Below are 15,864 nucleotides of genomic sequence, written 5' to 3'. Positions count from 1 at the left end.
GGCCATGCCCTGCTTCAATACGGCAGTGTCACCTAGAAGCGCACGGCATGGCACTCGTCACATCGCTCTGCGTTCTCAGAACTTGCTTCTTACATTTTCCGTCGGCCTTAGACGAACGCTGATATCGGGGTCGAGCAGACCCTTGTTGACGGCCTGAAGCATGGCTGCAAACGGCCGTGAAAGGAAACGACACTGACCCACGCCATGCGCGGCTACCCATAGGCCTGGGTGGCCAGTGTGCCGGAAGGTTGTGCGAACCTCGCCGGTCTCGTCGAGCCCCCACACGGTGGCAATGCTGTCCGTCACCTCGTCACCAAGAATCGGGCGGAAGCCTTCGCGCATGTTCGTGTAGCCGGTTGCGAAAACGACGATGTCCGCAGCATCCTCAGTGCCGTCACCGTAGATCACACCGGTTGGGGTGAATGACGCGATCCCGTCCCTGCGGACAGGGACTTTGCGATCGATGATGAGCTGCGCTGCGCCCTTGTCGATGTAGTACCCGCCGTTCTTGACGAACGTGTAGTACAGGACGCCCGCGTCACCAGGACCGAGGGTGGTCTCGAACCCTGCATCGGCCAGGCCCGCGAGCATTTCTGCATCTTTCTCCGCGACTTGTCTGACTGCCTGAGGAACCACGGAGCGAAACATTAGTTCCAGCGGGCGCGAGTTGTTCACTGAGTCTGCAATGTCCAGGGCCGGACCCGACTCGCTGTAGTTCGTGCCCCACTGCGCCGGTACACCATGTCGCGTGGACATGACGTAGGTCGGGCCACGCTGAAGGAGAGTTACCTTTGATGCTCCCGCCTCATACGCGTTTTGGACGACGTCCATTCCGCTCGATGACGTACCCACAACGATGACCCGCTTGCCCGTCACCTGGTCATCTCCCCGATACGAGGAGCTGTGCACGATCACTCCTTGGAAGGATTCCGATCCAGGAACTTCGGGAATGACCGGGTTCCCATGGAGCCCGGTGGAGAAAACCAGCTGCTTGGGTCGCAACGTCCGCCGAACACCATCGTTGTCAACGACGACACTCCACCTCTCGGCTTCTGGCTCGTACTCAGCCTTGAGAATCGGGGATGACGTCCATAGGTCGATCCTCATGAACTTCACGAAAGCTTCGAGCCAGTCGGCGAAGTCATCCTTCGGGGAGAACAGTGGCCACGTGGAAGGGAACGGCATGTAGGGCAGCTGAGAGTAGAACTTAGGGTCGTGCAAACTCAGTCCGCTGTAGCGTTTTCGCCAGCTGTCCCCGGCGCGGCCGTGCTGTTCCAGGACCAACGTGTCGACCCCGATCTCGACGAGCCGGGCAGCCAGGGTTAGCCCAGAGTGTCCTGCCCCGACTATAAGCACCTCGGGGTCGGTGCGCTCGCTCTTGTCGGCAGCGAGGCTCTCCTGCCTCCGCTGTTCGGGAGTCTTGGCAGTGTTGTACTTCTCATCGGCCGCATCCGCCATCAAGGTCGTAACTGGCGGATGATCGCGCAACCACAGGAGCTCTGATGACATCGTCCAGGCACGGAGAGTCTGATCCTCTCTGACGAAACGAATCACGCCCCGGCCGACAGAGATGCCTGTTTCGAACTTCCAGAATGCCCTAACGGCTCCGTCGGGTTCGACAACAATCTCGATGTCCCGTTCGAGCGCCACGTTCCGAATGACAGTGCCGTTGTCTAGGACGTCGGACAGCATCCCACCGATAGCGTCACGTCCGTGCTTGGGGGTGACATCCCACGTGAGGATATGGAAATCCCGCCACCAGGGGTCTTCCGCGAAGGTCTCCATGACGGCGGGGATGTCGCCTTCGGCGAGGAGGCGCTCGAAGCGACGCAGCCAGTTCTCGACCTCGCTTTGGAGGTCTTCGTAGGACGGCTCAGCCTCGATGGTAAGAGTGTCTTCGTTGAGCATGTTTACCTTTCCTGAAGCAATACGATCTGAAAACTCGTGGCTCCTGCCCTGCATCATTATCTAACGGAGGTTAGCTTAGTGTCTACCCCAATGCGGCAAAGCTCAGTCGATGCCCGCCTACTACCTGCTCAGCATTTCGAGGCACACTGCGGCAATAGCTCATCGGCTCTTGAGACGTAGGAGTGACTAACGGGTTCGTAAGCGATTCAAATGCTCGCCAGGCCTACTTCGATCGGCCCGAGTCCAACGTCCTGGATATCCGTCGTTCGCCAGACTGCAAGAACACGGGTGGCTTAGGGGCGTCGTTGTACTCTTATCCGTTCGTGTCCCGACAACACGAGTTCAGACTTCTGGTTGCGGACTTCGACGAGATGGACGAGAACTCCGCTGTCTTCCTCGTCTGCGATGACCTCTTGTATTTCACGGCGTGTGGTTATGGTGTCGCCGATGAGCAAGGGAGTGTGGAAAATGACATCGTCCCAGCCCACCGTCGCGATCGCCCCTTTAGGCCAGTACCAGTGCCAGTCGCTTTGTGCGAACATCCCGACAGAGAGATTCAGGGGAATGTAACCGGCGGAGATGCGCTCCCCGAAAGTCGATGTGGCCATAGCTGCAGCGTCGAAGTGAATGGTGGGGTAGTCGTGCTCGATACCCCCCCAGATGAGAAAGTCGGCCTCACCGATGGTGCGCCCATAGGTACTCGCCTCGTCGCCTACTGTGTAGTCTTCCAAAAACTCGCGCATTAGTCCTCCGGCCGACGCTCTACGAGCATGCTGTACCCAGTACTAACCAGGAGTTCGTCATCCTGATTTCTGGTTTCGTGGTGATAGAAAAGCTTGCCGCGTGTACCACGCACTGTGATGTCTTCAACTCTGGCAGTGCTGTAAATGAGATCCCCTACGCTTGCTGCAGTCGGGAACTGAATGCCGTCGAATTTCAAGAACGCGACCACGCGGGATGGCAGCCAGGACCTCTCCGGCGCCTGCTGCAGGAGGCACATCCCCAGCGCCAACAAGTACAAGGGGGGAACGAAACGCTCTGGACCCTTATCGTCGACACTAGAGAGCAAGATGGGCCGCACGTCGTGGGTGTACCGCGCGTAGGTGCGGACGTCATCAGAGTTCAGCCGAACGTACGGGCTGCGAATCGTCTCGCCTATCTCGTAGTCGTCCAGGTATTCCTTCACTCTGAACCGACTCCTACCGAAGCCTGCGCCAGGGCGGCTTGCTTTGCCACTTTGCCGGTGGGATTCACCGGCAAAGTGTCCAGATACAAGTACTGTTTCGGGCGCATGTACCCGGGCAGCCGATCCTTCATGAACGCCCTGATCTCGTCTTCAACCGCGCTGCAAGAGGAGGGCGTGATGATTGCCGTTACCGCCTCACCCCAGTGGTCGTCCGGGACACCGACCACGCAGACATCCTCCACCGCGGAATGTTCGGCCAATGCCGTCTCCACGTCGCCAGCGAAAACATTGTGCCCGCCGGTTTTGATCATGTCCTTGACTCGCCCGCGGAAGTGCAGTTGACCACGGTCGTCGATCTCGCCCAGGTCGCCCGTTTTCAGCCACCCGTCGGCACTCTTCGCTTCTGGTTCGGGATCGAGATAGCCCAGCATCACGGTCGGACCTGCAATCTGGATCTCGCCAACCTCATTGGCCCCCAAAACAGCGCCTTCCGGATTGACGATTCGCATCTCATCGATTCCGACCGGCACGCCCACAGTATTGTCTTCATCGCTGAAGTCGGTCGAATTCGCAGGGAACATCGATCCCTCGGTTGACCCATACCCATAGCGAAGGTCACACCCGGAAGGCATATGCTCGATAATGCGCTTGCGCTGCGTCGGCGTCAGCGCGTAAGAGGTATGGAAGAGTCGCAGGCTCTCAAAACTTCCAATGCCCGATTCGACCACGGACAGCATCGGCAAGATCATCGTCGGTGCCAGGAACATGTGGGTCACACCATGCTCCTCAACTGCCTCCACCGCTCCCTGAGCGGAAAAACGACGCAGGAGGACGACGGTGGCCCCGCCCAGAACCGCGGTGAGAACGAAGTTGGCGAACACGATACCGGCCAACTGCAAACCGATAAGTTCCACCGAGGTCGTGTCACGGCGCGTAGCCAGCTGATGATTCACCGCGCTCCAGCCAAGACTGGCATAGGACTTGACCACCCCGCGCGGCGCGGCGGTTGATCCCGAAGTGAAGATGATCATCCCGCGAGCGGAGTCATCGAGCAGCACACCGCTCGGCTCCCGGTCGGACTGGTCCTGAACAAATTGGCTCATAGTGACCCATGTCCCGGGCGGCGCATCCACGCCCTCGTCCCCCCGAAGCGCGAGAAGCACGTTCGAAGAGACACCAACTGCCTGCAACTCGGCAGCGCGGTTGTCATCGGCCGCGATCACGCTCGGTTGTAGACGTGCAATGAGCCCTTCGACGCTCTGGCGCGCGAGCATCGTGTTAACAGGAACCATCACGGCTCCAAGCTTCGCAGCCGCAAACATCAGAGCGAGCATCTCGTCACTGTTATACGACCACGTCAATACGTGGTCGCCAGTGGCGACGCCGCGGCTCGTCAAAGCGTTGGCTAACTGGTTGACTTTACGGTTGAACTCCGCGTACGTATACGTCTGACCTTCGTAGATTAGGAAGCGGCGGCTAGCATGTCTGCTTGCCGCGAGGCGCAGGAACCGACCGTAGTTCATGTATGCATCCTGCGGGGAGTGTTCTGAGTTGTCCATTCTTGCGGGTCCTTATCAGTAGCTTCGGGGCAGGCCAGCGCCCTCAGCGATAATGTTGCGAGCCATGTCGTTAGTAACTGGACCGAGCATCAATTGGCGAATATCGCGGAAATAGCGCTCCATGTTTCCACCTTTGACAAACCCCATGCCGGCCATGACATCCATGCCTCGAGTAGCCACACGGAAGGCCGCCTCAGTGGCCACGAGCTTGGCTGCGGTCGCGTCGACTTTCAGGTCCAGACCGCGGTCGAGCATGTCAGCGGCCCGGTAAATGGCCAAACGCGCCAGCCCCATATCAATGATGGAGTCTGCGATCTTGTGCTGAATCGCTTGAAACTGCCCGATCGGCCGCCCGAACGCTTCGCGCTCTTTCGCGTACGTGATCATCTCCGATAAAGCGCCCGCACCGATGCCCAACGCTTGGGCGGCAGTAGTAATACGTTCGTGGTTGAGCGTTGGCAGAAGCTGGTAAAAGCCCTCGTTCTCAACACCGAGAATATCCGCAGGTGACACGTCCACATCGTCGAAGAACACTTCATTCGTCGAAAACGAACGGCCACCGAGCTTCTCAAGCTTGCGAATTTCGATGCCGGGATGATTGCTGGGAACTATAAACAACGTCAAACCGTATGCACGACGGTCGCCCGCCGGAGCCGTGCGAGCCATCGTCAGGATGTAATCACTCTGATCGGCATTGCTCGTGTACAGCTTCTGACCATTGAGGATGTACCGATCACCATCGCGACGAGCAGACATCTTGAGGCTGCCCAGCAAATCCGTACCACTACCCGTCTCCGTCAGACCAAACGAAAAAATCGTCTCGCCCTCAGCCATCGAGGGCAGGAAACGCTGCTTCTGCTCCTCCGTCCCCAAAGTCGCCACCGGACGCGGGCCCGAAAACGACGGCGCCATGTACATCATCCCGGCGACCATCGTTCGCTTGGCAAACTGTTCAATGATCAAGCACTCCTGGAACACCGACAGCCCATCGCCCCCGTACTCCGCGGGAACCAACGCGCGCATGAACCCCGCCTTGGCCATCTTGTTCCAAAGCTCACGCGGAAACTCCGAAGCCTCGTCCAGACGACGAGCCTCCTCGTGTGGCAACTCACGATCAATAAAATCTGCCGCAAGCTCCTGAATCGCCTGATCTTCTTCGCTCAGTTCCAAATCCATGACCCAACTCCAAACTCAAAAGTAAAAAAACCAGCCCGCCACCACATGCACGCAACGCCCAGCCCGACCTTAAGATGAGGCGCGCGTGCCGTGCCGCCCGTAAGGCGCGATGTTTACCTTCCCGGCATAGCCAGGGCAATCACGCGCCCGATACCAGCAGTCTCGACCGCCACGACCTGGGTACGCTCGCTGATTTTCTTCATCGATTCCCTCTCGCTAGCGATCGGGCGACCAGCAGTCGCTTAGCCGCATCTTTAGCCTAACAGGTGTTAGCTGACTATAACAGTCCGTGATGCAGATCAGCGATAAGCTCGCCAGTCAGTCGGAGTTCTACTCCGCGCCAAGAGCTCAAACGTACGCGAGGAGAACCGCCACTCGCCCTCCTCGAGGGTGAGTTCGTCATGATAGATCCCGAGGTAGTGGAAGCTGGTGTCGTCGTCGAGCAGTCCCTGCTCTAACACCGTGCTTCGGCCGCGGATGTGCCTGTCTGAGTTTTCCAGAACAACGCCGTTGGTCGCGAACTGCGCCGCGAGCCGCACGCTTGAAATTTCATTTTTCAGGAGCGCCACGATGCCATCTCTACCTTTTGCGCTGAGACCAAACGGGGCGGCGAGCGCCCAAGTGCACTCGTGAGCGAAGCAGTCGGCAGCGGCCGGCCAGTCGCGCATTGTCAGTGCGTCCGCGAAACGCGCCGGTAGTCGACGGTAGATCGCCTCCGCCGACAACAGGTCATTTTGGCGCATGGTCCCACTCCTTAGTTCCGCCCCTCGGCCAGAATGCGATCCGACCGGCGGCATCCGCCCTATCGCCTCGGGAGATACGATCTGAGTAACGCACGTTAGCCAACTTTGCGCACGTTGTCTAAGCCAGATGCCCAAAGTTTGTCGGATCACGAATGTATGACAACCACGATCCGGCGCCAGAGTGGCAGCCGTATCAGGCCTCGTAGTGGATGAACTGTTTGCCGCGGCAAATGCCACACAGCACCTGTTTTCGCATCAGCCGTTCCATGGCGCACCGGGCCACCGCGGGCGCTTGCGTCGCCAGGCTAACGGCCGGTAGACTTCCGCAGGGAAGTGATGCACGACACGCCTGCCGCCGCAATCTTGTGACTTTCCGCACGATTTTCGACCACCCGGCGGCGATCAGACCTTCAGCTAAACGATGGAGTTTAAATGAACTTGAAGAGAACACGCTTGAGCACCCGTGCGCTCGCGGTGACGACTGTAATTGGTCTTAGCGTTGCCTTGGGGGCTTGCGCAAGTGGACAGGTCGACGATACCTCTGTGCCGTCGGGGGAAGCGGGCGGCTTGGAGGAAATGGAGCCGACCGTCCTGCGCATCGCGTTCCCGGTTAATGAAACCCACCCGGTCGGGGCGGGCGTAGAAGCTTTCGTGGAATATGCGCGTGAGGCGTCGGGCGGGAAGCTCGACTTTGACGTCTACCCGAGTGGGACCTTGATTCCGGTAACGGAGCTGCTGCCTGGGCTTTCGGGTGGTCTGGCTGACTTCGGTACTGTCTTCACCGCCTTTGCGGCCGGTGAGCTTGCGGCGGCCGCATGGTCAGAACAACTTTCGCCGGCGTACATGGATTTGGGGTTTCCAGTATCGCCGACCTCCATACTTCCCTTGCAGAGAAATTTTGCGCAGAGCAACGAAATCATTCGCACGGAGCTCGCAAGTCAGAATGTCGTGCCGCTCTGGGGGATCGGTGACCAGATGCGCCTGGTGTGCACTGAGCCAGTCGAAAAAGCGTCAGACCTTGAGGGCCGCATCGCACGAGTGGGCGGAGACATCTGGGCGACAGAACTAAAAGGATTGGGAATGAGTACCAACTTCATCCCCAATACAGAGATCTTTGAAGCATTGCAACGAGGCGTCATCGACTGTGTTGCCACGGACGCAGGATCGATTGTGGCTCAAGGCTTGCTAGAGGTTGCTAAGCACCTTGTGCTCGTCGAAATGTCACCAAGCAGCGGCTACATGTCGGTGAATAAGGATGTGTGGGCCGACCTTCCATTGGAGGCGCAGCAGATCCTCTTTGACGCAGGTATACGGGCTACGGTTGCGTATCAGCGCGCGACCCTGCACTCGTACGGCGATCTGATTGACCAGGCCGAACAGCAGGGTGTGACCTTCACACCGACAGGTGACATCGATCCTGTTCTGGAGCAGGCTATTGAAGCCCGGGCGGACGAGTTTTTGGCGGCTCCGCCCGCTTCCGTTCAGGATCCGGAGCAGTTCATCAAAGACTTTGAGGTCTTACAAAAAGATTGGCGGTCGCTCTGGGACGAACACGTCGGCGTAGAGCACGTTGATAAGACCAACGCCCAAAGTTTGGTAGATGCCTACGCCGAGGGAGCAGACCTCATTGATTGGGATGCTTTCGAAACTGCACTCACCGAGTTCATGAGTCCCCTGCGTCCGTAGGCCGAAGTTGCGCCTGCGCACAAGGGAGCGAGGGAATGTACGGCAGGCTCTTTGAATCGGAACAGATTAATGCAGTGATTGACGGTTTCGAATCGCATTTCCCGCGCACCCAACCTCTCAGCCAGCCACGGGCGGGCTCGAGACCCATTACAGATCTACCCCCTCGTCCGCTAGAGGGCTGCGGCCAGCACCCGTGTCAGGGTGCTGGCCGCAGTGGCGGGTGGAGTGCTGGGGTTCCACCGGGCAGGAGTATTAAACGTGGCTGAAACAGCCGGTCAGTGCGCGTGAGCCGGAGGAAGCGCATCTGATCGGAATGTTCCGTGCGCTGCAGGAGGAAGATCCCGAGGGCGGCTATCGGGTCGTCTCCGAGGGCTTCACAGGCCTCGGCTATCGCCACTCGAACCGACCTGTGTGGCGGCTGTGTCACGTCGCGGGGATCCGCTCGGTGATCATGACCCGTAACTTGAGGTGCCACCTGTTTCTAGAGCGCGCCTGACAGAATGTGCTAAATGACGCCATGATCCCGGTGGCTTTACATGAGAGGCGCGTCCACGCTCAGCGCAGCGCGCAGCTGCTTTATCGCAAGACGGCAGCCCGTTGCGGTGGTGTGTGGCGGTTACCGCCGTGTCTATGGAGCTGACGCCCTGTTGATCCGCGCTTCGTGGCAGCCCTGGGTGGGTCGAAGCCCAACGGGCGGTTTCCGGAGCTCCGATGATGGCCTCACGAGGGCGGTGCAAATCGTGGATGAAATCTGGGCAGCCGTCGGGCCGGGCCCGACGGCACCTCAGATGTCAGCGAGACCCGCTGGCAAACGGGGTCTCCAAATGCGCCTTGTCACGCGCTCCGTTGAGCCAAGTCGATCCGCTTGACGATGTCCGCTTGAACCCATAAGCTAACCTTCGTTAGGCTATTATCGGCAGTGCGGACGCAGAGGTCTCACCTCTCGGTGCAAAAGCCTTGCCCTGTAAAGATCTCGTCGAACGGAGCGCATGATGAGAAGAGTCGTAGTTGCGGTAAACGCGGATGGCAAGTCGCTTGTCGCCTCAGACGAGAATATCGAGCACGGTAGAATTTGGACGTTTAGTCCGAATGATGTTCGGGGATGGTCAGATCAACTCGCTGATTCGGAGATTCTCCTACGGGCGCAGCCGCCTGCAGCTGGTGCACTCTGGGCGCTGGTTGAGATAGAACCGCACACTGAGGCCCTTGGGACTAATCCAGGAGAAACAGCTCCAGGTATTGACGAGAACGGCTTCCACGTCACAAAGTCGGTTGATTTCGTCTATGTATTGCGTGGAACGCTGACCCTCGATCTGGACCTGGAGCGGGTCACCTTGAGCGCGGGAGATGGGGCCGTGCTGCAGGCGGCGAATCATGCTTGGCACAACCTCGGAGACGAGAAGGTTGTCTTTCTCGATTCCGTCATCTCTGTGCCCTAAGCTCCATTCGCCTAGCCTGATGGCGTTACCATTCGACACCCCCGCCGCACCGCGCGGTCGAGACACCGAACGAGTCAACTTGTACACGCGAGCTCTCCCGAAAAACCCACTACTAAACGTGGTGGACCTGGGAACCAGCAAAAGGATCCGGGCCGCCGCGGACGCCCGCCGGGACCCGAACTTCCTGATCATGGCGCGCACCGACATCCGCGCCATGGACGGCCTGGCCGCGGCACAGGACCGCGCCCGCGCGCTGGTCGACGCCGGTACGGACGCCATCTTCCCCGAAGCCATGCGCACCGTGGAGGAATTCGCTGCCATCCGCGAAGCCGTTGACGTGCCGGTGCTGGCCAACATGACCGAATTCGGCAAGAGCGACCTGTTCACCGCCAAGGAGCTGGCCTCGGTAGGCGTAAACATGGTCTTTTACCCGGTGACCCTGCTGCGCAGCGCAATGGGGGCCGCCGAACGGACCCTGGACGCGATCAAGGCCGACGGAACCTAGCAGGCGGCCGTCCCTGGGATGCTTACGCGGGCACGGCTCTACGAGCTCGTCGACTACGAAGCCTACAACCAGTTCGACACCGGCATCTTCAACTTCCAGGTCCCGGATCTGGAAAGCGACTACACCAACCTCTAAACCGCGCCCCGAACCATGGGGGCCAACAAGAAACGAGTGGATATGCAGACCGAAACCATCGACGTCAGGAAAGGACTGGCCGGCGTCGTCGTCGACACCACGAAGATCTCCAAGGTCAACGCGGAGACGAACTCGCTGCTGTACCGCGGCTACCCGGTCCAGGACCTGGCCGCACACTGCAGCTTCGAAGAGGTGGCGTATCTGCTATGGAACTCCGAGCTTCCCGACACAGTCGAGCTCCACGACTTCACCGCGGACGAACGCGGCGGCCGCGCACTGGATCCGGTGGTGAAGTCGGTCATCGATTCGCTGCCGGTTGAAGCCCATCCCATGGACGTCTGCCGCACGGCGGCCAGCGTGATCGGCGCCCACCACCGGCTGGCCGAGGATTCCTCACCCGAGGCGAACATGGCCAAGGCGCTGGAGCTGTTTGCCGCGTTCCCGGCAGTCGTCGCCTACGACCAGCGCCGGCGCCGCGGGCAGGACCTGGTGGAACCGCGCGACGACCTGGGCTACGCGGCGAACTTTCTCTGGATGTCCTTCGGCGAGGAGGCAGCGCCGGAGGTGGTGGAGGCGTTCAACGTCTCCATGATCCTGTACGCCGAGCACTCGTTCAACGCCTCCACCTTCACGGCCCGGGTCATCACCTCCACACTGGCCGACCTGCATTCGGCCGTCACCGGTGCCATCGGCGCGCTGAAGGGCCCGCTGCACGGCGGCGCCAACGAAGCGGTCATGCACACCTTCGAGCAGATCGGCATCCGCACCGACGAATCCCGCGAGGACGCCGCGGCCCGGGCCCGGACCTGGATGGAGCAGGCCCTGGCGGAAAAGAAGAAGGTGATGGGCTTCGGCCACCGGGTCTACAAGCACGGCGATTCCCGGGTACCGACCATGAAGGCCGCGCTGGACAAGATGATCGACCACTACGGGCGCCCTGAAATCCTCGGACTGTACGACGGGCTGGAGCGCGCGATGGCCGAGGCGAAGGGCATCAAGCCGAACCTGGACTACCCCGCCGGCCCCACCTACCACCTGATGGGCTTCGACACGGAGATGTTCACCCCGCTCTTCGTGGCCAGCCGGATCACCGGCTGGACGGCGCACATCATGGAGCAGCTGGAAGCGAACTCGCTGATCCGCCCGCTCAGCGAATACAACGGGTTTGACGAGCGCTCATTTTGAAGGGAGCGAACAGCAGTTCCGTCGTAGCTCCATACTGCTGACCACTAGCTGCGGTGGGGCACCGGACGATCACCCGGATCGTCATTCCTACGCCACAATAACGGTGCCCCACCGCCACTTACCACCATGTTCGCGGCGAAATGAAGAGTGATAGCGGGTGCAGATGCAACCCAAGGATATCCAGAAGCTTGCGACGAATCGCCGGAGAGCACCTACTAGGAAGCAGTTCCTCATGGAAAAAACTTCACAACTCACTACGATGAGGCCTATACGAGTAGAGGATTGGGCCGCCCTCACGGGGGTTTCAATAGACGTTCGTCGGAACGGCATAACAGTATGTTCAGGCATTGTGGACGCGGTGACAGAGGACGGGTCCATTCTTTGGGTGAACCCTGCGGGGTCCGAAAGAAGACTCTTCGAAAAGAGAAGTTCATATGAAGCTTGGACTGATGAGCAATCTGCCCCCTTCATGTACAGGATCTCGGGGAAATCAAGAGTAGCCGAGTAATAACAGTTTGGCCGGCAATGTTTGCCGGGCATCGAGAAGGAGCAACATGAGTACAGCCGACGTCGCACGCCAGGGCGTTCTGGCCGACGCCCTCGTCCCCAGCACGGCCCTGGCCAACACCGCCCTGGTGGTCGGCGGCGCCGGCCTGACCGCTGTGAGGGCTGCGGGGCGGCCGGGCGAAGACAGCCGATGCCGCCCAACCAACACAGATAGGCGGCATCCCAGACATTCTCTCAGCCTGTGTAGGCCCGTGTGGGCACGGTCAGATCTTGGGCCGATCCCCGCCTGTACCTGAGGGCTAAAGCGCTGCATCCGAGGTGCCACCGGACCATCGTCCGGCTCGCTTGACGCCTGTACATCCAGTCTGAGCACTCATCCCGTCACTCACCGCGGCCACCGCCTGGCTCAGTTCTGGATGCCCAGCAGTTGCTGCTTCTGGGTCGTAAACTCCTAATCGGTGAGTACGCAGGCGTCACGCAGTCGTTCCCTCCTCCTGAACTTTCTTCCCTGAAAGCAGTCCCATACTGGGGGAGGTTCCTGGTCCCAACTGGGGCCGGGGACCAACCCCTACAAGAGCGGTTTAGTCTCAGCTACTTACGCCTTCCGCGCCTTGGCTTCAGCTTTTGTGAACTCAGCCCCGCACGTCTGGCAACGGTAATCTCCGCTGCTCATACCGAGGTGGTATTCCTTGGTGAAGTGGGGATGGGCACGGTCGGCGACTCCTACTTCCCGCCACTTCTTTCGCAGCCTTTCGGCTTCTTCAAATTGCATGCGTTTCTCTGGCGGAGCGTTTGTTTACTTGTGAACCTCGCCGCCGCGCTTCGGGGATGTAGCGGGGATCTCTAGGGCACAAGGCTCAGAGTGTAACCGAGACCACACATCCTAGGGCTAGACGTTTCACCGTGCCTCTGGAAACGTTTACGGTGTGGTCGCGAGCGTATCGCCCGGCAGCATCCCCCAAACTGCCGAGTTCGGCCACGATGTGATAGGGCGGCGGCTCAGCAGTCCCCCAATGGCTGAGCCGCCGACCCCCATTCCGCCTGAGCCCTAATCCCCGATAGACCCCCACCTGCGCGGCACAGTGTTCAGTCAGACGACCTTACGACGGAGACAACGCGACACGCCATAGCGGCGAAGCCCGGTGGAATTGTCGGGGCCGACATATAAGAATGCTTATGGTCCTGTTGCCTCTGCGGGTCCCGGTGATGAACGACAGGGTTTGGTTTAGGGGTGGCCACCACAATTCCCCCATCTGTGGTGGGGACCTTCTTGGATCCGTCCGCAGGGTCGAAACCGTCGAACACAAGCGCTAACGTACCCGGATCATGGATCACAACGCCGCCGAAAGCCGTCCCTGCTCGAGGGGAGAGAGTATGGGTATCAAGGGTATTCCGTGCCGGCGGGCGCCAACTTCCACCAGTCACCCGACCTGACTCCGTACATCGAAATCAAACACCGATGTCACGATGAGCACCGGCAAGGCTGCGGCCCAGGTGGCGCACGCCCTCTGACTGCCTGCTCGACCAGGACGATGCTGTACGCAAGGCGTGGGCCGACCAACAGGGCCTCAGTCTAGGCACAGCCAGCTTCGCCAAGGACGGGCCACACGACCGCGACGCCCGCGGGCTCAACACCATCGTCGACAATGGCCTCACCGAGATCGAACCTGGCACGGCAACAGCCCGCGTCTACGGTGGAGCAGCGCCCTAAAGATTACGGCCCGACAGCGCTAAGCACGCCCGGAGAGAGGCCGCTGGGCACAGTACCGTTTTTTGAAACGCTGCGCCGGTACCGGACCAGAAGGCCGTCGACGCCACTAAAACCCCTAGTCAGAGAAGGATTGCCGCCGCTCAGAGGGGTTTACTGCGGCTAGAGGAGGTACCCACTCAAAAAGGCGAAAAGGTACGCAAAAACCCCGTCAAACCGGGGCAAACACCCAAAAGTACCGTATGTACCACTCCGTTGAGAGAAACCCTATGCGCATGCGCGCATGTGTGTACTATCTGAAATCAAGTGGTACATACGGTACTTCTCTCTCTCTTTTGTTGAATCTACAGGGTAAAACAGCCAAAAGTGCTTACCGAATCAGCAAAAACGAGAGAAAAATACGGTACCTGCCGCGCCTGCCCTGTGCACCCCAAACCCCGGCCTGACTAGGCAAAACACCGCCTGCGAGCAGGCCAGAGCAGGCGGGAAAATACGGTACCGAAATACGGTACTTTCGGCTGTTTTGACCTCCAAACCCCTCGAAATCGCCTCAAACACCCCGTCGAACGCCATGAAAGAGGGAAGAGCCCGGTGAAATCCACCGAGCACACCGTGATCGCCATCAAGTAACTCCGCCCTCTGCGCCCGGACCAGCCAAAACTCCGATCCTGAGGAGTCGCAACTCTGCGAAAGATAGGCGCCGGTTGCTGATAACTTTATCAATAACCGCTCGCTCTGATAAAGTTATCAACATGCGTACCGCACTGAACAGCCCCTTCAGCCCCGGGTCCGACAGCATCCCGCAGGTCTGGGCTGGCCGCACCGAGCAGCTTAGCGACTGGCGCGACATCGTGCGGCCCCGTCGCATCGCGGGCCTGCCTGAGCGCGGCAGGACCATCCTCGGTGATGCAGGTCTGGGCAAGTCCACCCTCGCGCGCCGCATCGCCCGCGATGCCGCCGCCGCCGGGGACTGGACGACACCACAGCTGCGCATCCCTTCCGGTGCCGATCCGCTCAAGCTGGTCGCTGCCGCGGCACTCAGGCTTGCCGACGAGGCGGGCCTCGCCTCCTCCCGCGAGCAATCGATCAAGGACGCGCTAAGCCGGGTGGAGGCGGTGGCAGCCGCGGGCATGTCGCTCACGCTGCGCCTGCAGTCGGGCCCCGAGCCATACGCTGTGCTGACAAACCTGCTCGTCGAGGTGGGACGCGCAGCCATCGCACACGGCAACGCCGTGCTGATCCACGTCGACGAGGTCCAGAACATCTCCGACGACAAAGCGCTCTCCCAGCTGCTGATCGCACTCGGCGACACCCTCGTGCACGAGGAGCCGGTCACGGCCCCCGGCGGCATCGCTGTATCTCGTTCGTTGCCGATTGCTGTTTACCTGACCGGCCTGCCCGACTTCGCCGACATAACCGGCGCCCGCACGGGGGCGACATTCGCAGGACGCTTCAAGACGACCACGCTCTCGGCAATAGACGATGACGACCTCGCCTCTGCTCTCCAGCCGTTCGTGATCGACGGCTGGGAAATTCCCAACGACATGGGCGGCGTGGAGCGGGTCCACATGGAGCCGGAAGCCGTGGATGCGATCGTTGACCTCTGCCGAGGCGAACCCTTCCTGTTCCAGCTCGCAGGCGAGCAGGCCTGGTACGCCGGAAGCACCGACGTGATCACGCGTTCCCAGGTTATGGCCGGATGGAAAAGAGCCCGCTCCGAGGCAGCGACCCACGTCGAGCGGATCCTTGACCGCCTCCCTGGCCGTGAGCGCGAGTTCATCCGGATGATGGCCGAGCTGCCGGGCACAGAGCGCACGCTCACCCGCATCGCGACAAAGCTGGGCTACGAAAAGCCCACTGCCGCGGGACCGACTTCGCAGCGCCTCGACACAGTGCGCGGCATCATCGAACGCGGCAAGCCCTACACATTCCGTCACCGCGCCGTGGAGGCCTACCTCACCAGCGACTGGCCGGACGTCAGCTGAATTGCCCACCGTGATGCCTGGCGCGAGACATCGGGTACTTTGCTCTATGACTCGCGCGGCTCCGCGCGCCCGGACCCCTTTTTTCTGCTCAGCCCCGTCTCACTGCACGGGCAGGTTTTTTACCCCCGATAATCGCCCTTAT

General features: G+C 60.2%; 10 protein-coding genes and 1 pseudogene. 5 read left to right on the top strand and 6 right to left on the bottom strand.

Annotation, left to right across the window (positions count from 1 at the left end; all coding sequences use genetic code 11):
- Nucleotides 1–75: 75 nt before the first annotated feature.
- The 6 genes from AC5RWX_RS01020 to AC5RWX_RS00995 form a co-directional block, all read right to left on the bottom strand.
- On the bottom strand, nucleotides 76–1,908 hold the full coding sequence (locus AC5RWX_RS01020) for an NAD(P)-binding domain-containing protein (protein ID WP_493939835.1): 1,833 nt from the start codon (nucleotides 1,906–1,908) through the stop codon (nucleotides 76–78).
- Nucleotides 1,909–2,201: 293 nt separating this feature from the next.
- The gene (locus tag AC5RWX_RS01015; RefSeq protein WP_493939834.1) at nucleotides 2,202–2,651 is read right to left on the bottom strand and encodes a MaoC family dehydratase; all 450 of its coding nucleotides are present in this window, start codon (nucleotides 2,649–2,651) and stop codon (nucleotides 2,202–2,204) included.
- Entirely contained in the window at nucleotides 2,651–3,094 is a 444-nt protein-coding gene (locus tag AC5RWX_RS01010; protein WP_493939833.1) for a MaoC family dehydratase, read from the bottom strand. The genes AC5RWX_RS01015 and AC5RWX_RS01010 overlap by 1 nt, the downstream gene beginning before the upstream one ends.
- Complete coding sequence (locus AC5RWX_RS01005; RefSeq protein ID WP_493939832.1) at nucleotides 3,091–4,653, bottom strand: class I adenylate-forming enzyme family protein; 1,563 nt, start codon at nucleotides 4,651–4,653, stop codon at nucleotides 3,091–3,093. Before AC5RWX_RS01005 ends, AC5RWX_RS01010 begins: the two co-directional genes overlap by 4 nt.
- Nucleotides 4,654–4,668: 15 nt before the next feature.
- Nucleotides 4,669–5,829: an acyl-CoA dehydrogenase family protein gene (locus tag AC5RWX_RS01000; protein WP_493939831.1), complete on the bottom strand. Its 1,161-nt coding sequence runs from the start codon at nucleotides 5,827–5,829 to the stop codon at nucleotides 4,669–4,671.
- Nucleotides 5,830–6,128: 299 nt separating this feature from the next.
- Complete coding sequence (locus AC5RWX_RS00995; RefSeq protein ID WP_493939830.1) at nucleotides 6,129–6,572, bottom strand: nuclear transport factor 2 family protein; 444 nt, start codon at nucleotides 6,570–6,572, stop codon at nucleotides 6,129–6,131.
- Between the two features lie 432 nt (nucleotides 6,573–7,004).
- Here AC5RWX_RS00995 and dctP point away from each other — a divergent pair, with 432 nt between their 5' ends.
- The 5 genes and pseudogenes from dctP to AC5RWX_RS00970 all read left to right on the top strand — a co-directional run bounded on the left by dctP (nucleotide 7,005) and on the right by AC5RWX_RS00970 (nucleotide 15,722).
- On the top strand, nucleotides 7,005–8,258 hold the full coding sequence (dctP, locus tag AC5RWX_RS00990) for a TRAP transporter substrate-binding protein DctP (protein ID WP_493939829.1): 1,254 nt from the start codon (nucleotides 7,005–7,007) through the stop codon (nucleotides 8,256–8,258).
- 992 nt (nucleotides 8,259–9,250) lie between these two features.
- Nucleotides 9,251–9,697 (top strand): cupin domain-containing protein, encoded by a 447-nt coding sequence (locus AC5RWX_RS00985; protein WP_494096869.1) that lies wholly within the window; start codon nucleotides 9,251–9,253, stop codon nucleotides 9,695–9,697.
- A gap of 115 nt (nucleotides 9,698–9,812) precedes the next feature.
- Nucleotides 9,813–10,337: pseudogene (locus AC5RWX_RS00980) on the top strand (isocitrate lyase/PEP mutase family protein); the annotation flags it as partial.
- A gap of 42 nt (nucleotides 10,338–10,379) precedes the next feature.
- Nucleotides 10,380–11,522, top strand: a complete 1,143-nt coding sequence (locus AC5RWX_RS00975; RefSeq protein WP_493939827.1) for a bifunctional 2-methylcitrate synthase/citrate synthase — start codon at nucleotides 10,380–10,382, stop codon at nucleotides 11,520–11,522.
- Between the two features lie 2,967 nt (nucleotides 11,523–14,489).
- Nucleotides 14,490–15,722, top strand: a complete 1,233-nt coding sequence (locus tag AC5RWX_RS00970; RefSeq protein ID WP_494096868.1) for an ATP-binding protein — start codon at nucleotides 14,490–14,492, stop codon at nucleotides 15,720–15,722.
- The last annotated feature ends 142 nt before the right edge of the window (nucleotides 15,723–15,864 follow it).

The organism is Arthrobacter sp. SPT-J7 (assembly GCF_059089965.1).
This window is presented reverse-complemented; position numbering and strand designations above follow the sequence as displayed.

Bases quoted from the DNA above. Each gene is read 5' to 3' on its own strand.
- AC5RWX_RS00970 (WP_494096868.1), top strand. From the start codon at position 14,490: ATGCGTACCGCACTGAACAGCCCCTTCAGCCCCGGGTCCGACAGCATC.
- dctP (WP_493939829.1), top strand. From the start codon at position 7,005: ATGAACTTGAAGAGAACACGCTTGAGCACCCGTGCGCTCGCGGTGACG.
- AC5RWX_RS01020 (WP_493939835.1), bottom strand. From the start codon at position 1,908: ATGCTCAACGAAGACACTCTTACCATCGAGGCTGAGCCGTCCTACGAA.
- AC5RWX_RS01000 (WP_493939831.1), bottom strand. From the start codon at position 5,829: ATGGATTTGGAACTGAGCGAAGAAGATCAGGCGATTCAGGAGCTTGCG.
- AC5RWX_RS00975 (WP_493939827.1), top strand. From the start codon at position 10,380: ATGCAGACCGAAACCATCGACGTCAGGAAAGGACTGGCCGGCGTCGTC.
- AC5RWX_RS00985 (WP_494096869.1), top strand. From the start codon at position 9,251: ATGAGAAGAGTCGTAGTTGCGGTAAACGCGGATGGCAAGTCGCTTGTC.
- AC5RWX_RS00995 (WP_493939830.1), bottom strand. From the start codon at position 6,572: ATGCGCCAAAATGACCTGTTGTCGGCGGAGGCGATCTACCGTCGACTA.
- AC5RWX_RS01015 (WP_493939834.1), bottom strand. From the start codon at position 2,651: ATGCGCGAGTTTTTGGAAGACTACACAGTAGGCGACGAGGCGAGTACC.
- AC5RWX_RS01005 (WP_493939832.1), bottom strand. From the start codon at position 4,653: ATGGACAACTCAGAACACTCCCCGCAGGATGCATACATGAACTACGGT.